Raw genomic sequence first — 26111 nt, 5'->3', positions numbered from 1 at the left:
TTCTGTTCCACGGCGCGTTTTTCGGTCGTGCGGAACGGGGCTCGCCCCTCCTGGCCATGCCCGAATCAAATTGATCGCATCCGCAGACCGTCCGCCCGCAGGACGAGAGCTGGAATTGCTGAAAGACCTAACCCTGACGCCTGACACGGAAGTCTTGAATCTTCGCTGCGCAGAATTCTTCACCCGCCTCCGACATCGGGCAGCGGGTGATCGCGCAACGTTGCAGACTGCGATGCCGGAATGAGCGTTTCAGAGCGATATGCCGACCGCTGCAAAGCCGTATGGCGGTGGATCGCCGAGGCGCATGGCGCCGAGATCACATCTGTGTCAGGGGGCGATCTGTCATTTATAGAAGCGCTCAAGCTGGATACCATCGCAGACAAGGCGTTTCATGCGCAGATTGATGCTGGCCTCACGGCTCATGCCCAAACGGCGCGCGAGCGTGGTATGACCGGCGGACAAGTCATATTCTCTTCCTTGTCCTCAATTCACACTCGGGAGCGCTGCGGGCCCATCGCACTGCCACTTTCCCACCGGGGCTCGGCGAGCCTCATCCACCTGACCATAGCCAGGCGTGACGAGGCGTCTAACAGTGACACTGCTTCTCGTAATCCTCATCCCCTTTCTCGGCGCCCTGATCCCGCCGCTGGTGATCCGCTCCGGGCGCAATACCTGCGCGGCGGCCACCGGCGGCGTGACGCTGCTCGCCCTCGCGCTGCTCCTCTCCCATGCACCGGCGGTGTTTTCCGGCGAAGTCCCGAAGGCGGCGGTGGAGTGGGTGCCGTCCATGGGCCTTTCTGTGTCCGTATTCGCGGACGGGCTCGGCTTCTTCTTCGCGGCCATGATCCTCGTCATCGGACTTCTGGTGATCGTCTATGCGCGCTTCTATCTGTCGCGCGAGGATCCGATGGGCCGCTTCTTCGCCTACCTGCTCCTGTTCCAGGGCGCCATGGTGGGCGTGGTCCTGTCCGACAACGTCATCTTGCTCCTCGTCTTCTGGGAGATGACGAGCCTCACTTCGTTTCTTCTGATCGGCTATTGGCGCAAGCGCGCCGATGCGCGGCAGGGCGCGCGCATGGCGCTGGTGGTGACGGGGGGCGGCGGGCTTGCGCTCATCGCCGGGCTGCTGCTGGTGGCACAGGCGGCCGGCTCGTGGCAGCTCTCGGAAATTCTCGCGCGCGGCGAGCTGGTCCGCGCCTCCCCGCTCTATTTGCCGGCCCTTCTGCTGGTTCTGCTGGGAGCCTTCACCAAGTCCGCCCAGTTCCCGTTTCACTTCTGGCTGCCCCACGCCATGGCCGCTCCTACCCCGGTTTCGGCCTATCTCCACTCCGCCACCATGGTGAAGGCGGGCGTGTTCCTGCTGGCCCGGTTATGGCCGGTCCTCGCCGGGACCGAAGCCTGGTTCCTCATCGTCGCGCCGGTCGGGCTCGCCACTATGCTGATCGGCGCCGCCATCGCTTTGTTCAGGACCGACCTGAAGGGGCTGCTGGCTTATTCCACGGTGAGCCATCTCGGCCTCATGACCATGCTGCTGGGGCTCGGCACGCCCATGGCGGCGGTGGCGGCGGTGTTCCACATCATCAATCACGCCACGTTCAAGGCGGCGCTGTTCATGAGCGCCGGGATCGTCGACCACGAGACGGGCACCCGCGACATTCGCCGCCTGGGAGGCCTCATGGCGCTGATGCCCATCACCGGAACGCTGGCGCTGCTCGCCGCTGCCTCCATGGCCGGCATACCTTTGTTCAACGGCTTCCTCTCCAAGGAGATGATGCTGGAGGAGGCGGCCCACACCGCCTATCTCGGCCTCGATTTTCTCTTCCCCGTTCTGGCGACTATTGCGGCGGTCTTCTCGGTCGCCTATTCCGCGCGCTTCGCCATCGGCACCTTCCTCGGGCCGGTGCGCCGCGATTATCCGCACCATCCCCATGACCCGCCGATCGGCATGTGGCTGCCCGTTGCGATCCTGGTCGTGCCCGTGATCGCCATCGGCCTGCTGCCTGAACTGGTGGCCGGGCCGCTGGTGGCGCTGACGGCTGCGGCGGTCATCGGCGGGCCGCTGCCGGACTATCACCTCGCCTTGTGGCACGGTATCACCCCCGCTCTGCTCATGAGCCTCGTGGCCTTCGCCGGCGGAGCGGCGCTCGTTCTCGCCTTCCGGCAGGCGGATACGCTGCGCGCGCGCCTGCCGCGGCTCGACGCCCAGACTCTGTTCGAGATCGTCACGGGGACCCTCGTGGTGTGGTGCCGGCGCGGCATCGGTGCCCTGCACGACGGCGCCCTGACGCGGTATATGGGCGTGACGGTGGCCACCCTCGTCGCCGTCGGCGGATACGGCTTCTGGAGCGCGACGCACGCCGCAGGCACCCGCCCGATGCTGCCCGTGACTGCGCCGGCCGTGACCGTCTTTGCCGCGCTCGTCCTGGCGAGCGGCGGGACGCTGCTCTTTCACGGAGAGCGGCTGACGGCGCTGATCCTCACAGGCGTGGTGGGCGTCGTCGTGGCCCTCGTCTTCCTGCAATTCTCCGCCCCGGACCTCGCATTGACGCAGATCTCGGTGGACGTCGTGACCACCATCCTCATGCTGCTCGCCCTCAACCTCCTGCCCAAGACGACGCCCGTGGAGACAAGCCGGGCGGTGCGCTGGCGCGACGGCGTGGTCGCTGGTCTTGCCGGGCTGGGCGCGGCGGGCCTGGCCTATGCCGTCATGACCCGCAGCGGTGCGTCCATCTCTGATTTCTATCTCGCCCAGTCCAAGCCTGGTGGCGGGGGCACCAATGTGGTGAACGTGATCCTGGTGGACTTCCGCGGTTACGACACCTTCGCGGAGATCATCGTGCTCGGCATCGCCGCGCTCGCCATCTACGCCCTCCTCGATCCGGCGCTGAAGGGGGCCGCCGTGCGCCGCATCGCGGCCATGCTGCCCCGCGAGGAATCCCGCGACGCTCACCCCCTCCTCCTCGTGGTCGCGACCCGCGTTCTCCTGCCCTTGTCGCTGGCGGTGGGCGCCTACATCTTCCTGCGCGGCCATAATCTGCCGGGCGGCGGCTTCGTCGCGGGCCTCGTGGTGGCGATTGCTCTCATCATGCAATACATCGCCTCCGGCTACGGTTGGGCGGCGGAGCGCATGCGGGTGGATTCCCAATCCATGATCGGCGCGGGCGTCGCCATTGCCGGCCTCACCGGTCTCGCCGCCTTCGTCTTCGGCCGGCCGTTCCTCACCTCGACGTTCGGATACCAGCACTGGCCCGTGGTCGGCACGTTCGAACTGGCCTCGGCGATGGCCTTCGATCTCGGCGTGTTCCTGACCGTGGTAGGGGTGATGGTTTTGTCGCTGGCACAGCTCTCCCGTGTGGCCCAGCGCATCGATCCCGTGCCGGAGACCGGCGAGCCGATGGACGTGCTGCTGGAAGGCGCGCCGCCAGGCGGCCCCGGCAGGGAGGGCTGACCCGTGGAACTCCTCGTCGCCGGCGTCATCGGCATCCTGACCACGGTGGGCATCTATCTGGTGCTCCGGGCCCACACTTTCCCGGTCATCCTCGGCCTGACCTTCCTGTCCTATGCGGTGAACGTGTTCCTGTTCGCCATGGGCCGGCTCGTCATCGACCGGCCGCCGGTGATCTCGCCGGATGCACCGGCCTATACCGATCCGCTGCCTCAGGCGCTCGTGCTCACCGCCATCGTCATCTCCTTCGGCATGACCGCGCTGATCGTGGTCTTGGCGCTGCGCGGCTATCTGGAGACCGGATCGGACCGCACCACGCTCGACGCCGCCCGCCGGACCGAAGACGGAGACGGAGCATGATCGCGCCGATCGACCATCTGATGATCCTGCCGGTTATCCTGCCGGCCATGGCGGCGGCGTTTCTCGTCCTCGCCCTGCGCCATCATCTGCGCCGGCAGCGCATGGTCTCCATCGTGGTCACCGCGCTGCTGGTGGGGGTCGCCGCATGGCTCTTCGCCCAGGCGTCCGACGGCACGGTCCGCGCGTACCGGCTGGGCGACTGGCCGGCACCCTACGGCATCGTCCTGGTGCTCGACCGGCTTTCAGCCACCCTGCTTCTGCTCACTGCCGTGCTGGCTTTGTGCGTCGTCGTGTATGCCGCCGGCGGGGTGGACGGGCGCGGGCGCCACTTCCATCCCCTGTTCCAATTCCAGCTGATGGGCATCAACGGCGCCTTCCTTACCGGCGACGTGTTCAACCTGTTCGTGTTCTTCGAGGTGATGCTGATCGCCTCCTACGGGCTGATGCTGCACGGCGGCGGGCCGGCGCGGCTGAAGGCGGGCTTCCAATACGTGGCGATCAATTTGCTCGCTTCGGTCGTCTTCCTGGTCGGGGTCGGGCTCATCTATGCCGTCACCGGGACACTCAACATGGCGGACCTCGCGGTGAAGGTGCCGCAGGTGGCCGCGGCCGATGCGGGGCTGCTCAAGGCCGGGGCGCTGCTTCTGTTTCTCGTCTTCGCCACCAAGGCGGCGCTGGTGCCGCTGCATTGGTGGCTGCCGGCCACCTATGCCGGCACATCGGCGCCGGTCGCCGCCTTGTTCATGATCATGACCAAGGTCGGGGCCTATGCGATCGTGCGGGTCTACGGCTTGGTGTTCGGCGATGGCGCGGGGCCGCTGGCGATGGCGGCGGCGCCGCTGGTTATCCCGGCTGCGCTGCTGACGCTGGTGCTGGGCACCGCCGGCCTTCTCGGCAGTCGCACTCTGCGCGACCTCGCCGCCTTCGCGGTGATCGCCTCCATGGGCACGTTGCTCGTGGCCGTCGGCCTGTTCGATGCCGACGGGCTTTCGGCCGGGCTCTATTACCTCGTCCACTCGACGCTCGCCGGCGCGGCGCTGTTCCTGCTCGCAGGGCTGGTGCAGGAGGGGCGTGGGCCGGCGGGCGACCGTCTCGTGCCGGCCCCGGCCATGGTCGGGGAAACGCTGCTCGGCGGGCTGTTCTTCCTCTGCGCCATCGCCCTCGTGGGCCTGCCGCCGCTCTCCGGCTTCCTCGGCAAGGTCATGATCCTGGAAGCGGCGCGCGCGTCCGGGCTCTGGCCCTGGATCTGGGCCCTGATCCTCGCCGCGAGCCTGCTTATGACCTTCGGCTTCGCCCGGGCCGGCTCCGCCCTGTTCTGGGCGAGCGGGCCAGTTTCCGGCACGGGGCCGCGGCTGCCGATCGTCCCGCTCGGCGCGGTCCTCGCGCTTCTGGCCCTTACCCTCGCCTGGACGCTGGCGGCCGGCCCTGTCGCCGATGCGCTCCAGTTGACCGCGCACCAGGCCCTTGACCGCTCCGTCTATATCGGCGCGGTGCTGGGCCCGGATGCACGCCTCGCGGCGGGAGACTGACATGCGCGCGCGCTTTCTCCCCCATCCTTTGCTCACCGTTCTGGTCACGCTGGTCTTCGTCTTCCTCATGAACGAGGTGACGCCGGGCGTCGTGGTGCTGGGACTGGTGCTCGGCCTCGCAATTCCCCTTCTCACGGCGCCGTTCTGGCCCGGCCGGCCGCAGCTGAAGGCGCCGCTCGTCATCGCCGAATTCATGCTGATCGTGATGTGGGACATCGTGGTCTCCAACATCGAGGTGGCGAAGCTGATCCTGTTCCGGCGCGGTGAGAGCCTGCGGTCGCGCTTTATCCGCGTGCCGCTCGACCTGCGAACTCCCGAGGCCATCGCCATGCTCGCCGGCACCATCACGATGACGCCGGGCACCGTGAGTGCCGACCTGTCGGCCGATGGAAAGGCATTGCTGGTCCATTGCCTCGATACCGGCGATCCGGAGGCGACGGCCGCGTCCATCAAGGCCCGCTATGAACGCCGGCTGAAGAGGATCTTCGAATGATCTCGACCGCCATCGCCATTGCAGGGGGCGCCATCTGCCTCGCCATCCTGCTCACGCTCTACCGCCTCGCGGTCGGTCCGGACGCGACCGACCGGGTGCTGGCGCTCGACACGCTGGTGATCGAGACCATCGCCCTCATCGTGCTCGGCGGAATCGCCTACGGCACGGCGATGTATTTCGAGGCGGCGCTGCTGTTCGCCATGGTGGGGTTCGTCACCACCGTCGCGTTCTGCAAGTTCCTCCTGCGCGGCAACGTCATCGAATAGGAGCGGCCGATGCCTGTCTTCGTCGAGGCCCTGGTGGCAGGGCTGATCCTGATCGGCGCGTTTTTCCTCTTCGTGGGGGCGCTGGGCCTCGTCCGGCTGCCCGATCTGATGCGGCGCCTGCACGGTCCGACCAAGGCGACGACGCTCGGTATCGGCGCGCTGCTGATCGCGTCCATGATCTATTTTGCCAGCGTGCACGAGACGTTTTCGATCCACGAGCTTCTCATCACGCTGTTCCTCTTCCTCACCGCGCCTGTGAGCGCGAACATGATGGCAAAAGCGCATATCTTGCGCGCGCAAGGCGAACGTGGCCGCCTCCCGCCCACGGGAACGTCGGCGGGATGGGCCACTTTCGACAGCGGAAAGCGGGAGAAGGGGTAATCGCCTCAGGTGCCGGCCCCCAAAAAGTTTCATTGCGCGCGGAGAGGCGGCGCGGGGCCTTCTCCGCGACGCCCCAGACGGTCATTGTATCGCCCGTCATCGGCCTGACTTCCGGTCTGCGATAGGGCTTGCAACCCGACCCGTCCGGAGTCGCGCCGGGCATGGTCTCAACCAATCCAGACCGCACGGGGACGGCATCCCGCACGGAGGTCCACATGACCTATGGCTTCCTCGACATCGCGACGACGCCCAGCGTCCGTGCGGCACAAGCCGCGATGGGCGTCGAGCATCATTGGCGGGACTTCAAGGGTGATCGCGCTTTCGACCGCTTCACCGAAAACGAAGCGCTGTTCATCGCAGACCGCGACAGCTTCTACATGGCGACCGTGTCGGAAACCGGCTGGCCCTACGTCCAGCATCGCGGGGGGCCGCGTGGCTTTCTGAAAGTGATCGACGATCGGACCCTGGCGTTTGCCGATTATCGCGGCAATCTCCAATATATCAGCGTGGGAAACCTCGCTGCCGACTCACGCGCATGTCTGTTCCTGATGGATTATCCGCGTCGCGCGCGCCTCAAGATCTACGGCCACGTCGAAGCCCGCGCTCTTGACGCGGACCCGGAGCTGACCGAGCGCGTCAGCCCCCAAGCTTACCGCGCCAAGCTCGAACGGGTCCTGATCCTGCATCTGGACGCTTTCGATTGGAATTGCCCCCAACACATCACCCCGCGCTTCACCACGGCGGAAATCGACGAGGCCGTCGGCCCGCTGCGCGCCAGCCTCGCTCGGCTCGAAGCCGAAAATGCCGCGCTGCGCGCCCGTCTCGGCATTGGCGCGGCCGATGGCGGGACATGATGCGGGCCCGGAAAAACGTGGCGTTCGGCTTGCTCGGTGCGCGAGAGAGGTTCGACCGCCCCTCCGATCGATTGAGCGCCTGCGATGCATCGGGCGACGGGATTTGATAAAGATCGTCCCGATCGATGTGCGGCGGTCGCACGCGCGCCCCGCGTCCCCTGGCGAAATCGAAGCGTGAGCAGCTCCTTGCGATCGGCATACGGTATCTTTTTACTCGCTTTGATGATCTCGGGGCTGGCGCTGAACGGTCCCGCGCGCGCGGCGGATACCGGTTTCGAGCGATTCATGGCCGCGCTCTGGCCCGAGGCGCAGGCGGCCGGCGTTTCGCGCGCGACGTTCGACCGGGAAACGCGAAACCTCACGCCTGACTACAAGCTGCCCGATCTGGTCTTGCCCGGGCGGCCGGCGACCGGCGCAGCGGCGCAGGCGGAGTTCGTCCAGGTCCCTGCAGATTATGTGAAGGAGGCGACCATCGCCCGCCTCGCCGCCGAGGGGCGCCGGCTGATGCAGGCCCATCGCGCCGCGCTCGCGCGGATCGAAGCCGCGTTCGGCGTGCCGGCGACGATGGTCCTGGCGCTGTGGGGGCGCGAGACCGATTATGGCCGCTATACCCCCCGCTACGACACCCTCCGGGTCGTGGCGACCCAGGCTTATGTGGGTCGCCGCAAAGAGCTTTTCCGCACGGAATTCATTCTTGCGCTGAAGATTCTCGACGACGGCGTGGTGACGCGCAAGGCGTTCCGGTCTTCCTGGGCCGGCGCGACCGGTCTCACGCAGTTCCTGCCGTCGGATTATTATCGGCACGGTGTCGATTTCGACGGCGACGGCCGCGTCGACATCTGGCGTTCGGTTCCCGATGCCTTGGCGTCCGCCGCCAAGCAGCTTGCCGACAAAGGCTGGCAGCCCGGCACGCGCTGGGCCTACGAGGTCCGCGTGCCGGAGAATGCCGACTGCACGCTGGGGGTCCCGGAGGTGCAGCGGCCGATTTCGGACTGGCGGCGCGCCGGCTTCGTGCCGGTGCAGACGCCACCGGCGACCGATCAGGCGCAGCCGGCCTCGCTGCTGCAGCCCGAGGGAATCTACGGCCCGTCATTCCTCGCGACGAGGAATTATTTCGTGATCAAGACCTACAATATTTCCGATCTCTACGTGCTGTTCGTCGGCCATCTCTCCGACCGCATGGCCGATCCCGCGCCTTTCGCGACGCCTTGGTCGGCCTCGACCCAGTTGCGGACGCAGGCGGTGGAGGCGATGCAGCGTCATTTGGCGCAGATGGGGCTCTATACCGACCGGATCGACGGAAAGGCCGGGATGCTGACCCGTGCCGCGCTCGGGGCCTATCAGAAATCGGCTGGGCTGAAAGTGGATTGCTGGCCGAGCGAGGCCGTGCTGAAGTCCATGCGCGCGGGCCGGTAGCCCTTGGTGCCAGGCCTCCGGGGCAGACAGGCCGGCTCCCCTCCAGACTTTCACGATGGTCCCTCTTCCCCCAACGTCCCGCGAAGATACCGCACCATGAGCGACAGGCCGCCCGCAGCCGCGTCCGACCTCCCTGTGAGCGGCCGAAGCCTGTTCATCACCGGTCTCGGCATCGGCCAGATCTGTTCGTGGGGTGCGCTCTATTACAGCTTCCCGCTGATCGCCGAGGCGATGGGCCGGGATCTCGGCTGGTCGAAGCCGCATCTGTTCGGTGCCGCGAGCCTCGGCCTCGCGCTCGGGGCACTGGCGGCTTTTCCGGTGGGCGCGGCCATCGACAAAGGGAATGGGCGATGGGTGATGGCGGGCGGATCCATCCTGGCGGGGCTTGCCCTCTTGGCCTGGTCGCAGGTTCGGGACATCGCACTGTTCTATGTTCTGGTCGCGGCGATCGGCGTGCTCCAGGCCGCGACGCTCTATGAACCGGCGTTCGCTGTGGTGGCGCGGCGGACCGGTGCCGGCGCAGCGCGGGCCGGCATAACGGCTCTGACCTTGTGGGGCGGTTTCGCCTCGACCGTGTTCGTCCCGCTGATCCAGGCCCTGCTGGACGGCGTCGGCTGGCGCGGGGCGCTGATCGCGCTCGGTGCCGTCAATCTGCTCGTCTGCGCGCCGCTCTACGCCGCGGTGATCCGGCCGGCGGCGGACCATGGCGCCGCGGCCGGCGTCGGCCGCCCGTTGGCCGCGGCCGTCACGCTGGCGCAGGTCCTGCGTCGCGTCGCGCGGCGCCCCGCCTTCTGGGCGCTCGCTTTGGCGTTCACGGCCTATGCCGCCGTCTTCTCCGCCTTCACCTTCCACCTCTATCCGCTGCTTCTGGAGCGGGGCTTCGAGGCTGCGAGCGTGGTCGCAGCCATGGCGATCATCGGACCGACCCAGGTCGCCGGGCGCGTCGCCATTTCGGTGTTCGCCCCTCGGGCATCGGTTCGACGGATCGGCAGTTGGGTGGTCCTCGCCTTTCCGCTGGCGATCTTCGCCCTCGCTTGGCTGCCGCCCAGCTTCGCCCTGGTCGCCGCGATCGTTGCGCTTTATGGCAGTGCCAATGGGATCATGACCATCGTGCGCGGCCTCGTCGTGCCCGAAATGCTGACGCGGCACGCCTATGGCGCGGTCAACGGCGCCCTGGCGGCGCCCGCTATGCTGGCCCGTGCCGCGGCGCCGGCCGGGGCAGCTTTGCTCTGGGCGCAGACCCAATCCTATGGCACGGTCCTCTCCGCCATGGCGGCAGGATGCGTCCTCATGGCCTGCGCCTTCTGGGCCGCCGCGGCCTTGTCATCCGGCGCGGACGACCCCTCGGGCTGAGGCGCCCCGGGGCGGCACGCGCCGACGCTTTGGCCAGCCCTTCAAGGAGCCCTCATAGCGGGCGCGGCGGGACGTCGAGCCGCGCCACGATGCCCGCCAATTCGGGCGCAGGCGGCGGATACAGGGCCATCACGAGCGGATCGTGACCGGGAATGACGTGGTCGGGGGACTCGGCCAGACGGTGGATAAGCGCGTGCCCCTCCAGCATCTCGCCGACATTGTGCACGATCGGAAAGGGGATCCGCCCACACATATTTCCGTAGAGGTGCGAGGCGTCCGACGCGATGACGACATGACCCCGCCGGGTCCGGACCCGCACCACCTGGAGCCCCGCCGAATGACCGCCGATGCGGTGCAGCGTGAGGCCCGGGGCGAGCGTGTCGACCCCGTCATGGAACGCGACGCGCCCGCCATAGAGACAGCGCACGAAGCCCACCACGTCCTCCACGTCGTAGGCCTGCCGCAAATGGGCGTGGCACATGCAGCGTCCGGTCGCAAAAGCACTTTCCGCGTCCTGGACATGGAAGCGGGCGCGGGGGAAGGCGCTGAGCGTGCCGGCATGGTCGTAATGAAGATGGGTGAGGATGACATGATCCACGGCGCCGGCCTCGATGCCGAGCAGCGCCAGTCCCTCCGCCGGCAGCCGGTGGAGCGTGCGTCCGCGGGCCGTGGCGGCCTCCGGCCCGAAGCCGGTATCGATCACGAAGGTGCGCTCGGGATTGCGCGCGACCCAGACGTAATAAGCGAGATCCGAACCTGTCTCGTGCGGGTCGCCGCCGATGAAATTGTCGACGGCGCGGCGCCCGGAATGGGTCGCGTAGCGGATGGCAAACAAATCGTAGGGAGGTTCGCTGCGGTCTGTCATGGGGGCTCGTGGAATTTGGCGCCGGCGCGGGCGGCAAGCTGTCATGCGCCGGCAGCCCCCGTCAACAGGCGCAGATCTTTGATTCTACTTATGAAGCGGGCAGGTGCGTGCTGCGCCGCGATATCGCGGCGCAGCAGTGAATTATCTTCCGATAACATTGACAGACAATCTGCTAGCCAGTCACTTTGGGCTCGATCCGCCGTCCCGTCGGCGCGCTGACGAGAAAAGGAGCCGGCATGATGCAGCCCCCCGATATTGCGCGAGCAAGTGCCTGCCTGCCGTCTGTTCAGGCGCGCCGTCCGGCGCCGGATGCCCGGTCCATCGCAGCGATCCGGAGGCAGGCATGAGCGGGGGTGCGAAGCCGCGCATCGGCTTCATCGGGATCGGTGCGATGGGATGGCCGATGGCCGCGTGCCTGCTGAAGGCCGGCTACGAGGTCCTGCCGTTCGATGCCAGGCCCGAGCAGGTCGAGGCCTTCCTGGCCGAGGTCGGCGGGACGCGCGTCGGCTCGCTCGCGGCGCTGGGCGCGGCGAGCGACGTCGTGATAACCATCTTGCCCACCAGCAAGGTGGTCGAGACGGTGCTTTTCGGCCCCGACGGCGTCGCCTCCGGCCTGCGGGCGGGTGCTGTCGTGATCGACATGACGTCGGGCGTTCCGGATCAGACGGTGCGCTTCGCCGAGGCATTGGAAGGGCAGGGGGCAGCCTTGTTCGACGCGCCGGTGTCCGGCGGCGTCGCCCGCGCGGCCACCGGCGAACTGACCATCATGGCGGGCGGTCCCGATGCCCTGATCGAGGCGGCGATGCCGGTGCTGCTGACGATGGGCGCGGTAATCCGAACCGGGGGTCTCGGCTCGGGCCACGCCATGAAGGCACTCAACAATCTGGTCTCGGCAGGCGGCTTCCTGATCGGCATCGAGGCGCTTCTGATCGGCGCGCGCTTCGGCCTCGACCCCGAGACGATGGTGGACATTCTCAACGTCTCCACCGGGGTCAACAACAGCACGCAGAAGAAGTTCAAGCAGTTCGTGCTGTCGCGCAGCTTCGATTCCGGTTTTCCCATCGAACTGATGGTGAAGGACCTGACCACCGCCATGGAGGTGGCGCGTTCGGGCGGGGTCAATGCGCCCTTCTCCGGCTTGTGCCGGGACTTGTGGGCGGGTGCCGCCGCCATGCTCGGCCCGCGTGCCGACCATACCGCCGTGGCCCGGCTCAGCGAGACCCTGGCCGGCAGCACGCTCGAGTCGAAAACCTGAAATCGTGCCGGTCCGCGAACGCCGATGGCGCGCGGCCGGTCCCGGGGCGAGATCCCCGGATCTGGGAGGAGATGTGGGGCGATGGACGTGACGAAGACACTGGTGGCGCACATTCTGGCAAGCCGCCTCGACGACGTTCCGCAGGACGTGCGGCACGAGGCCAAAAGGGCGCTGCTCAACATCGTCGGCTGCACGCTCGGCGGCGCCGAGGAGGCGGCGACGGAGATCGCCATTTCGGCGCTCGGCCCGTTCAGCGGACCGGCCAATGCCGCCGTGATCGGACGGCGCGAGCGGTTCGATCCGCTCCTCGCCGCCTTGTTCAACGGCATCGCCTCGCACGTCCACGATTATGACGACACGTTGCCGAAGAACTATATCCATGCCTCCTCGCCCGTCGCCTCCGCGCTGCTGTCTTATGCCAGCGTGAACCGCGTCTCGGGCGAAGATTTTCTCAATGCCTTCATCCTCGGCTTCGAGGTGGTGTCGCGGATCGGCAACGCCACCTATCCCGCCCATTACGATGCCGGCTGGCACAGCACCGGCTCGATCGGCGTTTTCGGGGCCGCGGTAGCGATCGGCAAGCTGCTCGGCCTCGACGCCGAGCGCATGACCTATGCGATCGGCCTCGCCGCGACCCAGGCCGCGGGCATCCGCGAAATGTTCGGCTCGATGGGCAAGGGCTTCCATCCCGGCCGTTCGGCGCAGAGCGGCTATATGGCCGCGCTGCTGGCGCAGAAGGGCTTCACCTCGGGCCGCTTCCCGCTCGAGGCGCCGCGCGGCTTCGCGGCGGTGACCGCGGCGCGCTACGACCTCGCGAAGGTCACGGATGGGCTCGGCACCGATTTCGATCTGCGGGAGAACACCTACAAGCCGTTCGCCTGCGGCATCGTCATCCATCCGACCATCGATGCCTGCAGCCAGTTGCGCGCCGCCCACGGCTTCGACGCGGCGGACGTCGTCGCGGTCGAGCTGCGCGTGGCGCCGCTGGTCAAGGATCTGTGCAACAAGAAGGAGATCGCGGCCGGGCTCGAGGGCAAGTTCTCGATCTACCACGCCGCCGCCATCGGCCTCGGGCGGGGCAAAGGTGGGCTCGGCGAATTCACCGACGCGGCGGTCAACGATCCCGCGCTGAAGCGCATCCGCCTGCTGACCGAGGCGACCGGCGATCCCGCCGTCAGCGAGGACGGGGTGAAGGTGGCCGTCCGCCTCGCCGACGGGCGTGCGCTCGACCTGCATCTCGAAGCCTCGCTCGGCAACCTCAAACGGCCGCTGAGCGACGCCCAGCTCGAAGACAAGTTCCGCGACCAGGCGGGCGTCCTGTCGCCGGCGCGGATCGAAGCCGCCATGGCGGCCTGCTGGGGCATAGACGGGCTCGCCGATGCCGGCGACCTCGTCGCCGCCGCCGTTCCCGCGTGACCACCGAGGACCGAAACCAAAAACACCCAAGGGAGAACGCCATGACCAACGGGTTTACGAGGCGCCGCGCGGGCGGCATCCTCTCCGCACTTGTCGCCGCCCTCATGCTTGCCGGCGTGCCGTCGGCGGCCCGGGCGGAAGTCAGCGAGCTGCGCATTCCGCTCGGGGCCGGCGGGTTCGGCTTCCTGCCGCTTCACATGATGCAGAAGCACAAGCTGATCGAGAAATATGCCGAGGAGGCCGGCAACCCGGTCACCGTCAACTGGTCCAATATCGGCGGTCCGGCGGTGATGAACGACGCCCTGCTCTCGGGATCGGCGCATTTCATCTCCGCAGGGCCTCCCGCCTTTCTGTTCATGTGGGACCGCACCCGCAGCAATATGGCGGTGAAGTCGGTGGGCGCGATCTCGTCCATGCCGATGCACCTCAATGCAAGGGTCGCCGATCTGAAGGCGCTGGACGACATTTCCGGCGGCCAGAAGATCGCCGTCACCTCGGTCAAGGTGTCGATCCCCTCCATCATTATGCAGATGTACGCGCTGAAGAAGTACGGCAAGGATCAGGTGTTCCGGTTCGATCCATTCACCGTGACCATGTCGCATCCTGAGGCGGTGATCACGCTCCTGTCCGGCAGCGGGACCATCGTTGCCCACTGGGCCTCGGCGCCGTTCGACCAGCGCGAGCTGAAGGATCCGGCGATCCGCACGATCATGAATTCCGACGATGTGATGGGCGGCTCCACCACCTTCACGATGATGTCCACCACGACCAAGTTCCAGACCGAGAATCCCAAGGTCTATGGTGCGGTGGTGAAGGCGTTGAAGCGGGCGCAGGAAATGATCGGCGAGGACAAGAAGGCCGCGGCCGAAGTCCTTCTCGCGTCGATGGGTGGAAAGGGGTGGGCCATCGACGAATTGGTGGGAATTCTCAACGACCCCAGCACCAAATACACGATCAAGCCGGAGAACGTGCTCAAATACGCCAATTTCATGCACGAAATCGGATCGCTGAAGGCGAAGCCCGCCGGGCTCGGCGATCTGTTCTTCGAGCCGAAGGATCTCGGGGGCGGAAACTGACCGTCTCCCGATCTGGCGGGCACGCCCGCATCCTGGAGGGCGCGGCGCTGCCGCGCCCCGTTCTCTCTGCATCGCCGGGAGCGGCCACGCCATGACCGATCCGAACCCGAAGCCGCTGCTGGCGGTGGATGGGCTGACCCTGCAATACCGCACGCGGGACAGCATCGTCACCGCCACGTACCGCGTCTCGTTCGACGTTTTCACGTCCGACCGCTATGTCATCCTCGGCCCTTCCGGCTGCGGCAAATCCACCTTGCTGAAGGCGGTCGGCGGCTATATCCGGCCGGTGGAGGGTTCGATCACCCTCGCCGGCGCCCAGATCTCCAAGCCGGGTCCGGATCGCGTCCTGGTGTTCCAGGAATTCGATCAGCTCCTGCCCTGGAAGACCGTGCGGGAGAACGTTCTCTTCGCTCTGGTCGCAAGCGGCCGCCTGAAGGGCCGCGAGGCGGCCGAGCGCGCGGACCATTACATCGCCAAGGTCAATCTCACGGGCTTCGCGGACAGCTATCCCCACATGCTGTCCGGCGGCATGAAGCAGCGCGTGGCGATCGCCCGCGGCATGGCGATGGAACCGCAGATCCTGCTGATGGACGAGCCGTTCGCCGCGCTCGACGCGCTCACCCGCGGCAAGATGCAGGAAGAGCTGCTGCAATTGTGGGACGAGACCAAGGTCACCCTGCTGTTCGTGACCCATTCGATTCCGGAAGCCGTCCGGATCGGCAACCGGATCCTGCTTCTGACCCCCCATCCCGGTCGGGCGAAGGCCGAACTCGGCAGCACCGGCACCGATTTGGTCGGCCCCGACGGGCTCACCCTTTCGGCCCGCATCGACTCCCTCCTGTTCGACCGGCACCCGACTGCCCGGAGCAACGCCCATGGCTGAGCCCGCCGCCGCCCCGCCGCGGCCCGACCGCATCTACGAGACCCTGCCCGAAGGCTTCGGCGTGGTGGCGAAGCCGCTCAGCTTTTGGGCGCGGATCGCCGACAACGGCGTGTTCCGCAAGAGCGTGCTGCTCGCGGTGCTGGCGCTGATCTGGCAGGCCTATGCCCTCTGGCTCGGCAATTCGCTTCTGTTTCCCACCTTCACCGAGACCGGCTACGCCTTCTACGAGGGCATGCGCTCGGGGGCGCTCACCGAGGCGACTTTCCATTCGGTCTGGCTGCTTCTCAAGGGTTATGCCCTCGGTCTCGCTTTCGCCGCCGCCGCGACCGCCTTCGCCATCACCACGCGGGTCGGGGCCGACCTTCTCGACACTTTGACCTCGATGTTCAACCCGCTCCCCTCGATCGCCCTGTTGCCTTTGGCGATGATCTGGTTCGGGCTCGGCGAGGGCAGCATCATCTTCGTCCTTGTTCACGCGGTGCTGTGGTCGGTCGCGCTCAACACCCATGCCGGCTTCCGCTCGGTGAGCCCGACCTGGCGGATGGTGGGACAGAATTACGGCCTCTCCAGCCTCGCTTATGTGACCAAGATCCTGATCCCGGGGGCGCTGCCGAGCATCCTCACGGGGCTGAAAATCGGCTGGGCCTTCGCCTGGCGCACCCTGATCGCGGCCGAACTGGTGTTCGGCGTCTCCTCGAGCGGCGGTGGGCTCGGCTGGTACATCTTCCAGAACAAGAACCTTCTCGACATTCCAAACGTCTTCGCCGGGCTTTTGATGGTGATCATTTTCGGGTTGATCGTGGACAATTTCGTCTTCCGGGTGCTGGAGCAGCGGACCATTCGCCGCTGGGGGATGCAAAGCTGAACGGAATCGTCCTAATCCATTCGGCAGACATGTCGGATCCGATCATGACCGAAGCAGCGAACGACCAATCCATGCGCGTGACCGGGGTCGCCGCGCCGGTCCGCCGGCAGGTGGCCAAGGTGCTGCGCGGCGCCATTACCAGCGGCCGCTTCGCACCCGGTCAGCGACTGGTGGAGAAGGATCTCTGCGAATTGCTCGGGGTCAGCCGCCCCTCGGTGCGCGAGGCTCTGCGCGAGCTGGAGAGCGAGGGGCTGATCGAGATCATCCCCAATCGCGGCCCTTCGGTGCGCAGCCTCACCCCCGCCGATGCGGCCAGCGTCTATCAGGTGCGCGCTGCGCTGGAGGCGCTCGCCGCCCGCCTGTTCGTCGAATGCGCCAGCGACGATCAGGTGACGCAATTGAGCCGCGCCGTCGCCGATCTCGCGCTCGCCTATCGCGCGCAGGACGTGGAGCGGATCCTCGCCGCCAAGCAGGTCTTCTACGACGTGCTGCTCGACGGCACCGGCAACAATGTCATCCGGTCCCTGCTGCGCTCGCTGAATGACCGCATCACCATGCTGCGCCGGCTCACTTTGGCCTCGCCCGCCCGTGCGCGGCAGAGCATCCGTGAGATCCGCAGCCTGCTCGCCGCCATCAAGCGTCGCGATGCTGAGGAGGCCTATCGCCTGTCGCAGCATCATATCGAGCAGGCGGCCAAGATCGCGTTGAAGGATCTTTGACGTGCGCGGTCTGTAGTTCCTCTCACTGTCTCCTGTGTAGGGAACCGGATTTTTTCGGGCGGCAGGCTTGATGGAGCAGCCGCCGGTCGCGCTTGGGTTGAAGCGGCTCTAATTTTTGATTTTGCAGGCGAGAGTTGCAGCGCGCAATACGCGCGAAATCCCTGCCGATGAGCCCACGATATCCTGTCGGCCACAAAGTCGTCATAGGGCCGAGCTCAAAAATACATAAGACTATCTATTTTTCCAGCCTCAGCATCCAAGATGCGGAAGGCGAAGAGCTCTTCCCCCTCAAAAGCTGTTCCGTTGTTATTGCAGCGCAGCAAGTGCAGGTTTGAAAAAGCAGACCCTCGGCAATGCGCGTCATCTTGGCAGGGCGGCGGCCTGTGGTAGCCTTACCTTGAGGCAGAACAATAGAAATCTGCCCGTGGCGCCGCCGCTGAACCTCGGCGGTTCCGGTCAGGGAGGTCTATGCTATGCACAAGGTAATTCGGACCGCGCTTGCGGCCTGTTGTCTGGTGGCTGCGACGGGAGCGAGCGAGGCGCAGGAAAAGCTGAAGGTCGGCGTTATGGCGACGCTTTCCGGGGCCTTGACCTCGGGTGGCGAAGACGGCGTTCGCGGCGTGCAGCTCGCGGCCAAACAGGCGGGCAACAAAATGGCCGGCCGCGATGTCGAACTCATCGTCGTGGCGACCGACGCAAGTCCGGATTCCGCGCTTCGGGCGGCGCGCAAGCTGGTGGAACAAGACAAGGTCCAATTGATCATCGGGCCGCTGTCCGGGTCCGAAGGCATCGCGATGCGCGACTACAGCAAGACGGTGCCGAACGTGACCTTCGTCAACGGCTCGTCGGGCGCGCTCGAGACAACGTTCGTCAATCCGTCCCCGAACTTCTTCCGCTTCAACAGCGATGGAGCGCAATGGATGGCGGGTCTCGGGGAATATGTGTTCAAGGACAAGGGCTACAAGAAGGTCGCCGTGATCGGCGAGGACTATTCCTTCCCCTACACCCAGGTGTTCGGCTTCGCGCTCGGCTATTGCCGCGCGGGCGGCGAGATCGTGCAGCGCCAATGGGTGCCGCTCGGCACCAAGGATTTCGGCTCCGTCATCGCCAACATTCCCGATGATGTCGATGCGGTCTTCCTCGGTCTCGGCGGCGGAGATGCCGTCAACTTTCTCAATCAGTACAGCCAGACCGGCGGCAAATCCAAGTTCATCGGCGGCTCGATCATGGTCGATCAGACCGTTCTGTCGTCCCGCGGCGCCGCCAAGCGCCTTCTGGCGGGAACGCCCTCGTCCGGCGCGGTTGCCGATTCCTGGGATGATCCGCGCTGGAAGGAATTCGTGAAGGCATATCAGGACGCCTTCCCGGCCGATAAGAGGTTCGCGAGCCCCTCGCTCTTCGCCACAAATTATTACAATGCCTACAATGCGATGGCGAAGGCTCTCGATAAGGTCAAAGGCGATCTCTCCGACGGCGGGGCCAAGTTCCGGGCCGAACTCGCCAAGACCGAGCTGGACGCGCCCAACGGCAAAATCAAGCTGGACGACAACCGTCAGGCTATCGCCACGACCTTCATCACCGAGGTTGCGGAACTGCCCAACGGCGATCTCACCAACAAATTCGTCAAGACCGTGCCGAACGTCAACCAGACGCTCGGTCTGCCGCTTGCCGAGTTCAAAGCGGTCGGATTGCCGTCGCGCACCAATCCCGAGTGCAAACGCTGAAGCACGCGAGGCGACCGGTCAGAACACAGCCTGACCAGATCGGGATTGTTCGATCCGATCAGCCGTGAGGCGGCGGTCGGATGGGGCGCGACCCGGCCGGGGCATGACACGAACCGGGTCGTCTGCGTGACCAGAGTGTCTGGCCGGGAACATCGAGCCTCACGGCGCCCGGCGCCGGCATGTCGCTGACCGGATTCCGATGGGGACGACGGGCGCCCCCTTCGATCGCACTTCGTTCCGGTCCCCGATGTCGCCGCCCCCGGGCTGCGGGATCGGGCAGGTTCGCCCGACGCGGCGCGCCGGGCCGGCCGTGTCTTTTCAAGCGAGGAACCATGAGTCGCGCAGTTGCGGTCTGCCACGGTCCCTTCGGCCGCGTGTCCATCTACGGACTTGATCGCCCGCTGGTGCTGCACGCCCATCGCGAGGCCCATCTGATCTTCTTCCTCGAGGGCGCGCGGGGGCTGGTCTCGGCCAGCGGTCGTGAGGTGCGCGTCGACCCGTTCATGGGGGCCGCGATCAATCCCTGGGAGCCGCACAATTTCCGCCCGGAGCGCGACGGCTCGGCGGGACTGTTCCTCGTGGTCTATCTCAAGCCCGAATGGCTGCTGGCACAGACCATGACGCCGCTTGGCGCGCGCGCTTTCCCCTCTTCGGCGCTCGTCATCACCCGCGAGATTGCGGCCTGGCGCGACAAGGCGGTGGAAATGCTGCTGTCCGCCCACCGCGACCTTCATCTCGACCCGGTCCTGATGGCGCTGGCGCAGGCGTCGAGCGAGCCGATCGGCACGGATCTCGCGTCCTCCCTGCTGCATCTCTCGGCGGAGGGCACGATCGACCGGCGGGTGCAGCGCGCCTGCCGCCTCTTGGAACAGCACCCCTCGCACGAAGGCGCGCTGTCGAGCGTCGCCCGCGAGGCCGGGCTGTCGCGCGCCCATTTCTTCAAGCTGTTCCGCCAGCAGGTCGGCGTCACGCCGAGCGTGTTCGCCAACACCGTCCGGCTCGACGCCGCGCTCGACCGGATCGTGATGTCGAGCGATCCGGTCACGACCATCAGCGAGCGGCTCGGCTTTTCCTGTCAGAGCGTCTTCACCCGTTTCTTCACCGCCCATATGGGCATGGCGCCGAGCGATTACCGGCGGGCGCTGCGCAAGGTCGGGCCGCTGAACCTCAAGGTGGCCCATGGCTGATTTCGTCACCCGCCGGCCGATCCGCTCCGTCCTGATCCTGCTCGCAGCCGCGGTGCTGCTCTGGCTGATCTTCTCCGTCTGGTCGCCCGGCATGGAGGCCACGTTCGGCCGCAAGCGCGTGTTCCTCAGCGCGCTGTTCAACGGCATCACGCTGGGGGGGCTTTATTTCCTCGTCGCCAGCGGGTTTACTTTGATTTTCGGCCTCATGCGCAACGTCAATCTGGCGCACGGCTCGCTTTATCTCTTTGGCGGCTATCTCGGCTACAGCATCGGCGAGCTCACCGGCTACTGGCTTCTGGCGCTCCTCTTCGCCTTTCTGATCGTCGCCCTGGCCGGGATCCTGATGCAGGTCCTGCTGTTCCGGTGGATGGAGGGCCAGGATCTGCGCCAGACGCTGGTGACGATCGGCCTGTCGATCATCATCGCCGACCTCCTTCTGTGGAGCTATGGCGGCGACACCTTCCAGGTGACCACCCCGGACTGGCTCGCCGGGCCGATCCAATTGCCGTTCGTCGTCGCCCTGCGCAGCAATGGCGAGGCGGTGATGATGAATTACCCCTTCGTGCGCATCGCCATTCTGTTCGGCGCGATCGTCGTCGGGTTCGCCATGTGGCTCGCCCTCAACCGGACCCGCATCGGCATGCTGGTGCGCGCCGGCGTCGACGATCGGGACATCCTCTCCGCCACCGGCGTCCGGGTGCAATTGGTGTTCGTCATGGTGTTCGCCTTCGGCGCCGGGCTTGCCGGGCTTGCCGGCGTGGTCGGTGGCACCTTCCAGTCGCTTCAGCCGGGGGAGGACGTCAAGATCCTCCTGTCCTCTTTGGTGGTGGTGATCGTCGGCGGCATGGGCTCGATCCCGGGCGCCGCGATGGGCGCGCTGATCGTCGGCCTCGCGGAGCAGTTCGGCTCGGTCTACATGCCGACTTATGCCGTGATGCTGACCTTCCTGATCATGGTGGCCGTCCTCGCGGTTCGGCCCGAAGGTCTGGCGGCGAGGCGCTGACGATGGCGACGCTCGAGACCCGCTCCCCCTCGATCGATGCCGGCGCCCGGATCGGGCTGCGCGAGGCGATCGCGCGGCAGGGCACCGCCTTCTGGATCGTGGCCGCCTTGCTCCTGGTCATGCCGCTGATCGCGACGCCGTTCTGGCTGGTCCAGATCATCGCCTACGCGATCATCCTGGGCATGATCGCGCTCAGCCTGATGTTCCTCGCCGGCTATGGCGGGATCGTCAGCCTGGTGCAGATGACCGTCGCCGCCTTCGCCGGCTATCTCGTCGCGATCCTCGGCGACAGTGCGATCACCCAGATCAGCCTGAAATGGCCCTGGTGGGCGACGGTGCCGGTCGCGGTCGTTCTGGCGAGCCTGTTCGGCGTTCTGAGCGGGGCGCTCTCGGTGCGCACCGAGGGGATCTACACGATCATGATCACCCTCGCGATCGCCTCGGCCTTCTATTATCTGAGCCTGCAGAACTACACGATCTTCAATGGTTTCAGCGGGTTCAACGGGATCTTGCCGCCGGTCTTCCTGGGTGTCGACTGGGGCGGCGACGTGGCGTTCTATTATCTCACCCTCGGCAGCGCGGCGCTGGCCTATGCCGCCGTCATCTATGTGTCGCGCGCGCCGTTCGGCCTCGCGCTCCAGGGCACGCGCGACAATCCCCGGCGGATGGCGGCGCTCGGCTTCAACGTCACCGCCCACCGCATCGCCGCCTATGGTTTTGCGGCCGTCATCGCCGCGTTCGCGGGGGTGCTTCTGGTCTGGTACCAGCGCCAGATCTCGCCCGGCACGGCGGGGGTCGGGCCGGTCGTGGACATCCTGATCATCGCCGTCGTCGGCGGGCTGAGCCGGCCGATCGGCCCGTTCATCGGCGCCCTGGTCTATGTCCTGCTGCGCACGTTCTCGCTCGATCTTCTCGAACTCGTGGGGCTGGACGGCAAGCGTTTTCAACTGCTTATCGGGCTCGGCTTCCTGGTCATCGTCCTGGTCTCGCCGGATGGGCTGATCGGGATCGCTGAGCGGGTCAAAGGGCGGTACCGGCGGGGGCGGGAGGCGCGGACGGCCGAGATGGGCGGGCCGGGGGGGCAGCCATGAGCCGGGGCGCGCGACCGGCCTCCGCGGGCTCGGCCAATGCCTTGGAATTGCGGGGCGTTTCGCGGCTGTTCGGGGCGCTGGCGGCGCTGTCGGACATCACATTGTCGGTCCAGCCCGGCGAGCGGCGGGCGGTGCTGGGCTCCAACGGCGCGGGAAAAACCACCTTATTCAACTGTATCACGGGCGATTTCGCCCCCAGCTCGGGCATAATTCGCTTCTTCGGGGAAGATGTTACGGCCTTCCCGCCATATGAGCGGATCCGCCGCGGCCTGCGGCGGACCTACCAGATCTCCTCGCTGTTCGCCGGCCTGCCGGTCCTCGACAATGTCTATCTCGCCTGCCGCGGCGTCTCGCGGAACCGCTATTCCCTGCTGCGGCCGCGCCGCGACGACGCCTTGGTCCATGCCGCCGAGGGCCTGATCGACGCGGTGCATCTGACCGCGGTCAAGGACCAGCTGGTCGGCGAGCTGGCCTACGGGCAGCAGCGCCAGCTGGAGATCGCGCTCGCCCTCTCCGGCGCGCCGCGCTTCATCCTGTTCGACGAGCCGGCGGCCGGCCTGTCGCCGACCGAGCGGCGCGATCTGGTCCACATCCTCACCGGCCTGCCGGCCCATATCGGCTACATCATCATCGAGCACGACATGGACGTCGCGCTGCGCGTCGTCGAGAGCGTGACGATGATGCACAATGGCCGGATCTTCAAGGAAGGCCGGCCGGACGAGATCGAGGCCGATCCCGAGGTCCAGGACCTCTATCTCGGGGGCGGCCATGGCTGAGCGGCTGAAAGCCCCGCCCGGCGCCGGCGTGCCGGTGCTCCAGATTTCCGGCCTCAACGTGTTCTACGGGCGCTCCCATGCCCTGCAGGGCGTCGACCTCACCTTGCAGCACGGCGTGCTCTCCGTGGTCGGCCGCAACGGCATGGGCAAGACCACCATGTGCAAGGCGATCATGGGGCTGGTTCCCGCCAGTTCCGGCTCGATCCGCCTGTTCGGCGAGGAGATTGCGGGCCGCGCCCCGGCGGACATCGCGCGCCTCGGCATCGGCTATGTCCCGCAGGGCCGGCGGCTGTGGCGCTCGCTCACCGTCGACGAGCATCTGCGGCTGATGCAGCGCGGCAAGCGCGGCGCCTGGACGCCGGAGCGGATCTATGCGGCGTTTCCCCGCCTCGCCGAGCGCCGCAACAATGGCGGCGCGCAGCTCTCCGGCGGCGAGCAGCAGATGCTGGCGATCAGCCGCGCGCTCCTGCTCAATCCGCGCCTTCTCATCATGGACGAGCCGACCGAGGGTCTCGCCCCGGTCATCGTCGCCCATGTCGAGGAGATGCTGGTGCGGCTCGCCGAGCAGGGCGACGTCGCGATCCTGGTGATCGAGCAGAATATCGGCGTCGCGACCCAGATGTCCGACCCGGTGGCGATCATGGTCAATGGCCGGATCAACCGCATCATCGCCTCCGCCACGCTGGCCGGCGACCGCGACCTCCAGCAGCGGCTGCTCGGCGTCGGGCGCCACGGGCACGACGAGACGGACGGGGCGCCCGAAGACCTGCCGGGTGCTGCGGCGGCCGCGGACCGGACCGCCGCGCCGACCGGCCCGACCCGCGTCTTCGTTTCCAATCCGGCCCTTCCGACCCGCTGGTCGCAGCCGGTGCCGGCGGCGCGAATCGAGGCGCAGGCGCGCACGATCTCGCGGCCGACCCTCGCCACGCGCGACGGCCACGCCCTCGGCGCGGTCCGGCCGCTCGCCGCGGCCGCCGCCGGGGATCCCTATGTGATGATCGCCGGCACGCTCGACACCAAGGGCGAGGAATTGCGCTTCCTGCGCGACCTGATCCGGGCCGAAGGGCTGCGGACGCGGCTGGTCGATCTGTCCACCTCGGGCCGCAGCGCGGGGGGAGACGTCTCGCCCAATGAAGTGGCGCTGGCCCACCCCAAGGGGTCGGCGGGACTGTCCTCCGGCGACCGCGGCACGGCGGTCGCCGCCATGACCGAGGCGTTCGCCGCCTGGCTGCCGCGCCAGACCGGCCTTCTCGGCATCATCTCGGCCGGCGGATCGGGCGCGACCGCGATGGTGACCCCGGCGATGCAGGCGCTCCCGGTGGGCCTGCCCAAGGTGATGATCTCGACTTTGGCCGGCGGCGACATGCGCGCCTATGTCGGGGCGAGCGACGTCATCATGATGCCCGCCGTCACCGACGTTCAGGGTCTCAACCGGGTGTCGCGCCTGATCCTCGGAAACGGCGCGCGCGCGCTGGCGGCGATGGCCAAGGCGCGGCTCGCCGATCTCTCGCGTCCCGCGCCGGCGCGGGGCGGGCCGGCGGCGGAGAAGCCGCTCGTCGGCCTGACCATGTTCGGCGTCACCACACCCTGCGTGCAGCAGGTCTGCGCCTTGCTGCGGGACGAGTGGGAGCCGCTGGTCTTTCACGCCACCGGGACCGGGGGGCGCGCGCTGGAGAAGCTGGTCGAATCCGGCCTCGTCGGCGCGGTGATCGACGTCTCCACCACCGAGATCTGCGACATGATGATGGGCGGCCTCCTGCCGGCGACGCAGGACCGGCTCGGCGCCGTGATCCGCACGCGCATCCCCTATGTCGGCTCGGTCGGCGCGCTCGACATGGTGAATTTCGCCGCGCCGGACACCGTCCCGGAGCGCTATCGCGGCCGCATCTTCTACCCGCACAATCCGCAGATCACGCTGATGCGGACGACCCCGGAAGAAAATGCCCGGATGGGCCGCTGGCTCGGCGAGCGGCTGAACCTGATGGAGGGGCCGGTGCGGTTCCTCCTGCCCGAGGCCGGCGTCTCGGCGCTCGACGCGCGCGGCCAGCCGTTCCACGACCCCGCCGCGGATGCGGCGCTGTTCGAGGCGCTCGCCCAGACCGTGCGGACGACCCCGAACCGCCAGCTCGTCCGCCTCCCGCATCACATCAACGATCCCGCCTTCGCGGCCTCCCTCGTGCAGCACTTCCGGGCGCTGCACGCCGGGCGCCGACGCGAGCGGACCGCACAGAGATAGGCCCGCCATGCCCTCCTTCGACAAAGCGCGCCTCCTCGACCGCTTCCATTCCATGGCCGCGCGCGGCGAGCCGATCGTCGGCGGCGGGGCCGGCACGGGCCTGTCCGCCAAATGCGAGGAGGCCGGCGGGATCGACCTCATCGTGATCTACAATTCCGGCCGCTACCGCATGGCCGGACGCGGCTCGCTCTCCGGCCTGATGCCCTATGGCGATGCCAATGCCATCGTCATGGAGATGGCGGCCGAGGTGCTCCCGGTGGTCAAGCATACCCCGGTGATCGCCGGGGTGTGCGGCACCGATCCGTTCCGCAACATGGCGCGCTTCCTCGACGAGGTGGCACAGGCGGGATTTTCCGGGATCCAGAATTTCCCCACCGTCGGCCTGATCGACGGCACGTTCCGGCAGAATCTCGAAGAGACCGGCATGGGCTACGGTCTCGAAGTCGACATGGTGGCGACCGCCAATGCCAAGGGCCTTCTGACCACGCCCTATGTGTTCTGCGAGGCGGATGCGCGGGCCATGGCCGAGGCGGGGGCCGACATCGTGGTCTGCCATCTCGGCCTCACCACGGGCGGGTCGATCGGTGCCGAAACCGCGCTCGAGCTCGCGGATTGCCCGGCTCTGGTCGATCGCTGGGCGCTGGCGGCGCGGGCGGTGAAGCCGGACGTGCTGGTCCTGGTCCATGGCGGCCCGGTCGCCGAGCCGGCCGACGCCGATTTCATCATGAAGAACACGGCGCACTGCCACGGCTTCTACGGCGCGTCCTCGATGGAGCGTCTGCCGGTCGAGGTCGCGATCCGGGACCAGACCCGCGCCTTCAAGCGCATCGGCCGGCAGAGCGAAGCCAAAGGCATGCCGGACCCGGAGGTGTCGCCCCAGGGGTGACGGTTTCGGTCGCAGTCCAGGGGCAATTGCCC

23 protein-coding genes are annotated in these 26111 nt (G+C 67.2%); 22 read left to right on the top strand and 1 reads right to left on the bottom strand.

Annotated features, from left to right (window positions below; genetic code table 11):
- Positions 1 to 592: 592 nt before the first annotated feature.
- The 9 genes from EDC64_RS10040 to EDC64_RS10000 all read left to right on the top strand — a co-directional run bounded on the left by EDC64_RS10040 (position 593) and on the right by EDC64_RS10000 (position 10097).
- Positions 593 to 3448, top strand: a complete 2856-nt coding sequence (locus tag EDC64_RS10040) for a monovalent cation/H+ antiporter subunit A (protein WP_132031156.1) — start codon at positions 593 to 595, stop codon at positions 3446 to 3448.
- Positions 3449 to 3451: 3 nt separating this feature from the next.
- Positions 3452 to 3805, top strand: a complete 354-nt coding sequence (locus EDC64_RS10035) for a Na+/H+ antiporter subunit C (protein ID WP_132031155.1) — start codon at positions 3452 to 3454, stop codon at positions 3803 to 3805.
- On the top strand, positions 3802 to 5334 hold the full coding sequence (locus tag EDC64_RS10030; RefSeq protein ID WP_245504639.1) for a monovalent cation/H+ antiporter subunit D: 1533 nt from the start codon (positions 3802 to 3804) through the stop codon (positions 5332 to 5334). The genes EDC64_RS10035 and EDC64_RS10030 overlap by 4 nt, the downstream gene beginning before the upstream one ends.
- 1 nt (position 5335) lies before the next feature.
- Complete coding sequence (locus EDC64_RS10025) at positions 5336 to 5827, top strand: Na+/H+ antiporter subunit E (protein WP_132031154.1); 492 nt, start codon at positions 5336 to 5338, stop codon at positions 5825 to 5827.
- Entirely contained in the window at positions 5824 to 6093 is a 270-nt protein-coding gene (locus EDC64_RS10020; protein ID WP_132031153.1) for a K+/H+ antiporter subunit F, read from the top strand. The genes EDC64_RS10025 and EDC64_RS10020 overlap by 4 nt, the downstream gene beginning before the upstream one ends.
- A 9-nt stretch (positions 6094 to 6102) precedes the next feature.
- Positions 6103 to 6474 (top strand): Na+/H+ antiporter subunit G, encoded by a 372-nt coding sequence (locus EDC64_RS10015; RefSeq protein WP_132031152.1) that lies wholly within the window; start codon positions 6103 to 6105, stop codon positions 6472 to 6474.
- 215 nt (positions 6475 to 6689) lie between these two features.
- A complete protein-coding gene (locus EDC64_RS10010; RefSeq protein ID WP_132031151.1) occupies positions 6690 to 7328 on the top strand; it encodes a pyridoxamine 5'-phosphate oxidase family protein in 639 nt (212 codons plus the stop codon).
- Positions 7329 to 7550: 222 nt separating this feature from the next.
- Positions 7551 to 8744, top strand: a complete 1194-nt coding sequence (locus EDC64_RS10005; RefSeq protein ID WP_132031334.1) for a lytic murein transglycosylase — start codon at positions 7551 to 7553, stop codon at positions 8742 to 8744.
- A gap of 96 nt (positions 8745 to 8840) precedes the next feature.
- Positions 8841 to 10097: an MFS transporter gene (locus EDC64_RS10000; RefSeq protein WP_132031150.1), complete on the top strand. Its 1257-nt coding sequence runs from the start codon at positions 8841 to 8843 to the stop codon at positions 10095 to 10097.
- Positions 10098 to 10149: 52 nt separating this feature from the next.
- Here the strand turns inward: EDC64_RS10000 and EDC64_RS09995 are convergent, their stop codons facing one another.
- A complete protein-coding gene (locus EDC64_RS09995) occupies positions 10150 to 10962 on the bottom strand; it encodes an N-acyl homoserine lactonase family protein (protein WP_132031149.1) in 813 nt (270 codons plus the stop codon).
- A 343-nt stretch (positions 10963 to 11305) separates the two neighbouring features.
- Between EDC64_RS09995 and EDC64_RS09990 the strand changes: the two genes are divergently transcribed.
- From EDC64_RS09990 to EDC64_RS09930, 13 genes are all read left to right on the top strand, one after another.
- Positions 11306 to 12217, top strand: a complete 912-nt coding sequence (locus EDC64_RS09990; protein ID WP_132031148.1) for an NAD(P)-dependent oxidoreductase — start codon at positions 11306 to 11308, stop codon at positions 12215 to 12217.
- Between the two features lie 81 nt (positions 12218 to 12298).
- On the top strand, positions 12299 to 13633 hold the full coding sequence (locus EDC64_RS09985) for an MmgE/PrpD family protein (protein ID WP_132031147.1): 1335 nt from the start codon (positions 12299 to 12301) through the stop codon (positions 13631 to 13633).
- Between the two features lie 41 nt (positions 13634 to 13674).
- Complete coding sequence (locus EDC64_RS09980; protein WP_132031146.1) at positions 13675 to 14709, top strand: ABC transporter substrate-binding protein; 1035 nt, start codon at positions 13675 to 13677, stop codon at positions 14707 to 14709.
- A 91-nt stretch (positions 14710 to 14800) separates the two neighbouring features.
- Positions 14801 to 15592, top strand: a complete 792-nt coding sequence (locus tag EDC64_RS09975; RefSeq protein ID WP_132031145.1) for an ABC transporter ATP-binding protein — start codon at positions 14801 to 14803, stop codon at positions 15590 to 15592.
- The gene (locus EDC64_RS09970) at positions 15585 to 16457 is read left to right on the top strand and encodes an ABC transporter permease (RefSeq protein WP_132031144.1); all 873 of its coding nucleotides are present in this window, start codon (positions 15585 to 15587) and stop codon (positions 16455 to 16457) included. Before EDC64_RS09975 ends, EDC64_RS09970 begins: the two co-directional genes overlap by 8 nt.
- A gap of 44 nt (positions 16458 to 16501) precedes the next feature.
- Positions 16502 to 17176 carry a GntR family transcriptional regulator gene (locus tag EDC64_RS09965; protein WP_165933711.1) on the top strand — a complete coding sequence of 225 codons (675 nt, stop codon included), beginning with the start codon at positions 16502 to 16504 and terminating at the stop codon, positions 17174 to 17176.
- Positions 17177 to 17649: 473 nt separating this feature from the next.
- A complete protein-coding gene (locus EDC64_RS09960; RefSeq protein ID WP_132031142.1) occupies positions 17650 to 18900 on the top strand; it encodes an ABC transporter substrate-binding protein in 1251 nt (416 codons plus the stop codon).
- 332 nt (positions 18901 to 19232) lie between these two features.
- On the top strand, positions 19233 to 20087 hold the full coding sequence (locus EDC64_RS09955) for a helix-turn-helix transcriptional regulator (protein WP_165933710.1): 855 nt from the start codon (positions 19233 to 19235) through the stop codon (positions 20085 to 20087).
- The gene (locus tag EDC64_RS09950) at positions 20080 to 21090 is read left to right on the top strand and encodes a branched-chain amino acid ABC transporter permease (RefSeq protein ID WP_132031140.1); all 1011 of its coding nucleotides are present in this window, start codon (positions 20080 to 20082) and stop codon (positions 21088 to 21090) included. Before EDC64_RS09955 ends, EDC64_RS09950 begins: the two co-directional genes overlap by 8 nt.
- A gap of 2 nt (positions 21091 to 21092) precedes the next feature.
- Complete coding sequence (locus tag EDC64_RS09945; protein WP_132031139.1) at positions 21093 to 22181, top strand: branched-chain amino acid ABC transporter permease; 1089 nt, start codon at positions 21093 to 21095, stop codon at positions 22179 to 22181.
- The gene (locus tag EDC64_RS09940; protein WP_132031138.1) at positions 22178 to 22957 is read left to right on the top strand and encodes an ABC transporter ATP-binding protein; all 780 of its coding nucleotides are present in this window, start codon (positions 22178 to 22180) and stop codon (positions 22955 to 22957) included. Before EDC64_RS09945 ends, EDC64_RS09940 begins: the two co-directional genes overlap by 4 nt.
- Positions 22950 to 25193: an ABC transporter permease gene (locus tag EDC64_RS09935; RefSeq protein WP_132031137.1), complete on the top strand. Its 2244-nt coding sequence runs from the start codon at positions 22950 to 22952 to the stop codon at positions 25191 to 25193. Before EDC64_RS09940 ends, EDC64_RS09935 begins: the two co-directional genes overlap by 8 nt.
- Before the next feature lie 7 nt (positions 25194 to 25200).
- Positions 25201 to 26079: a phosphoenolpyruvate hydrolase family protein gene (locus EDC64_RS09930; protein ID WP_132031136.1), complete on the top strand. Its 879-nt coding sequence runs from the start codon at positions 25201 to 25203 to the stop codon at positions 26077 to 26079.
- The last annotated feature ends 32 nt before the right edge of the window (positions 26080 to 26111 follow it).

The organism is Aquabacter spiritensis (assembly GCF_004346185.1).
Classification (GTDB): domain Bacteria; phylum Pseudomonadota; class Alphaproteobacteria; order Rhizobiales; family Xanthobacteraceae; genus Aquabacter; species Aquabacter spiritensis.
This window is presented reverse-complemented; position numbering and strand designations above follow the sequence as displayed.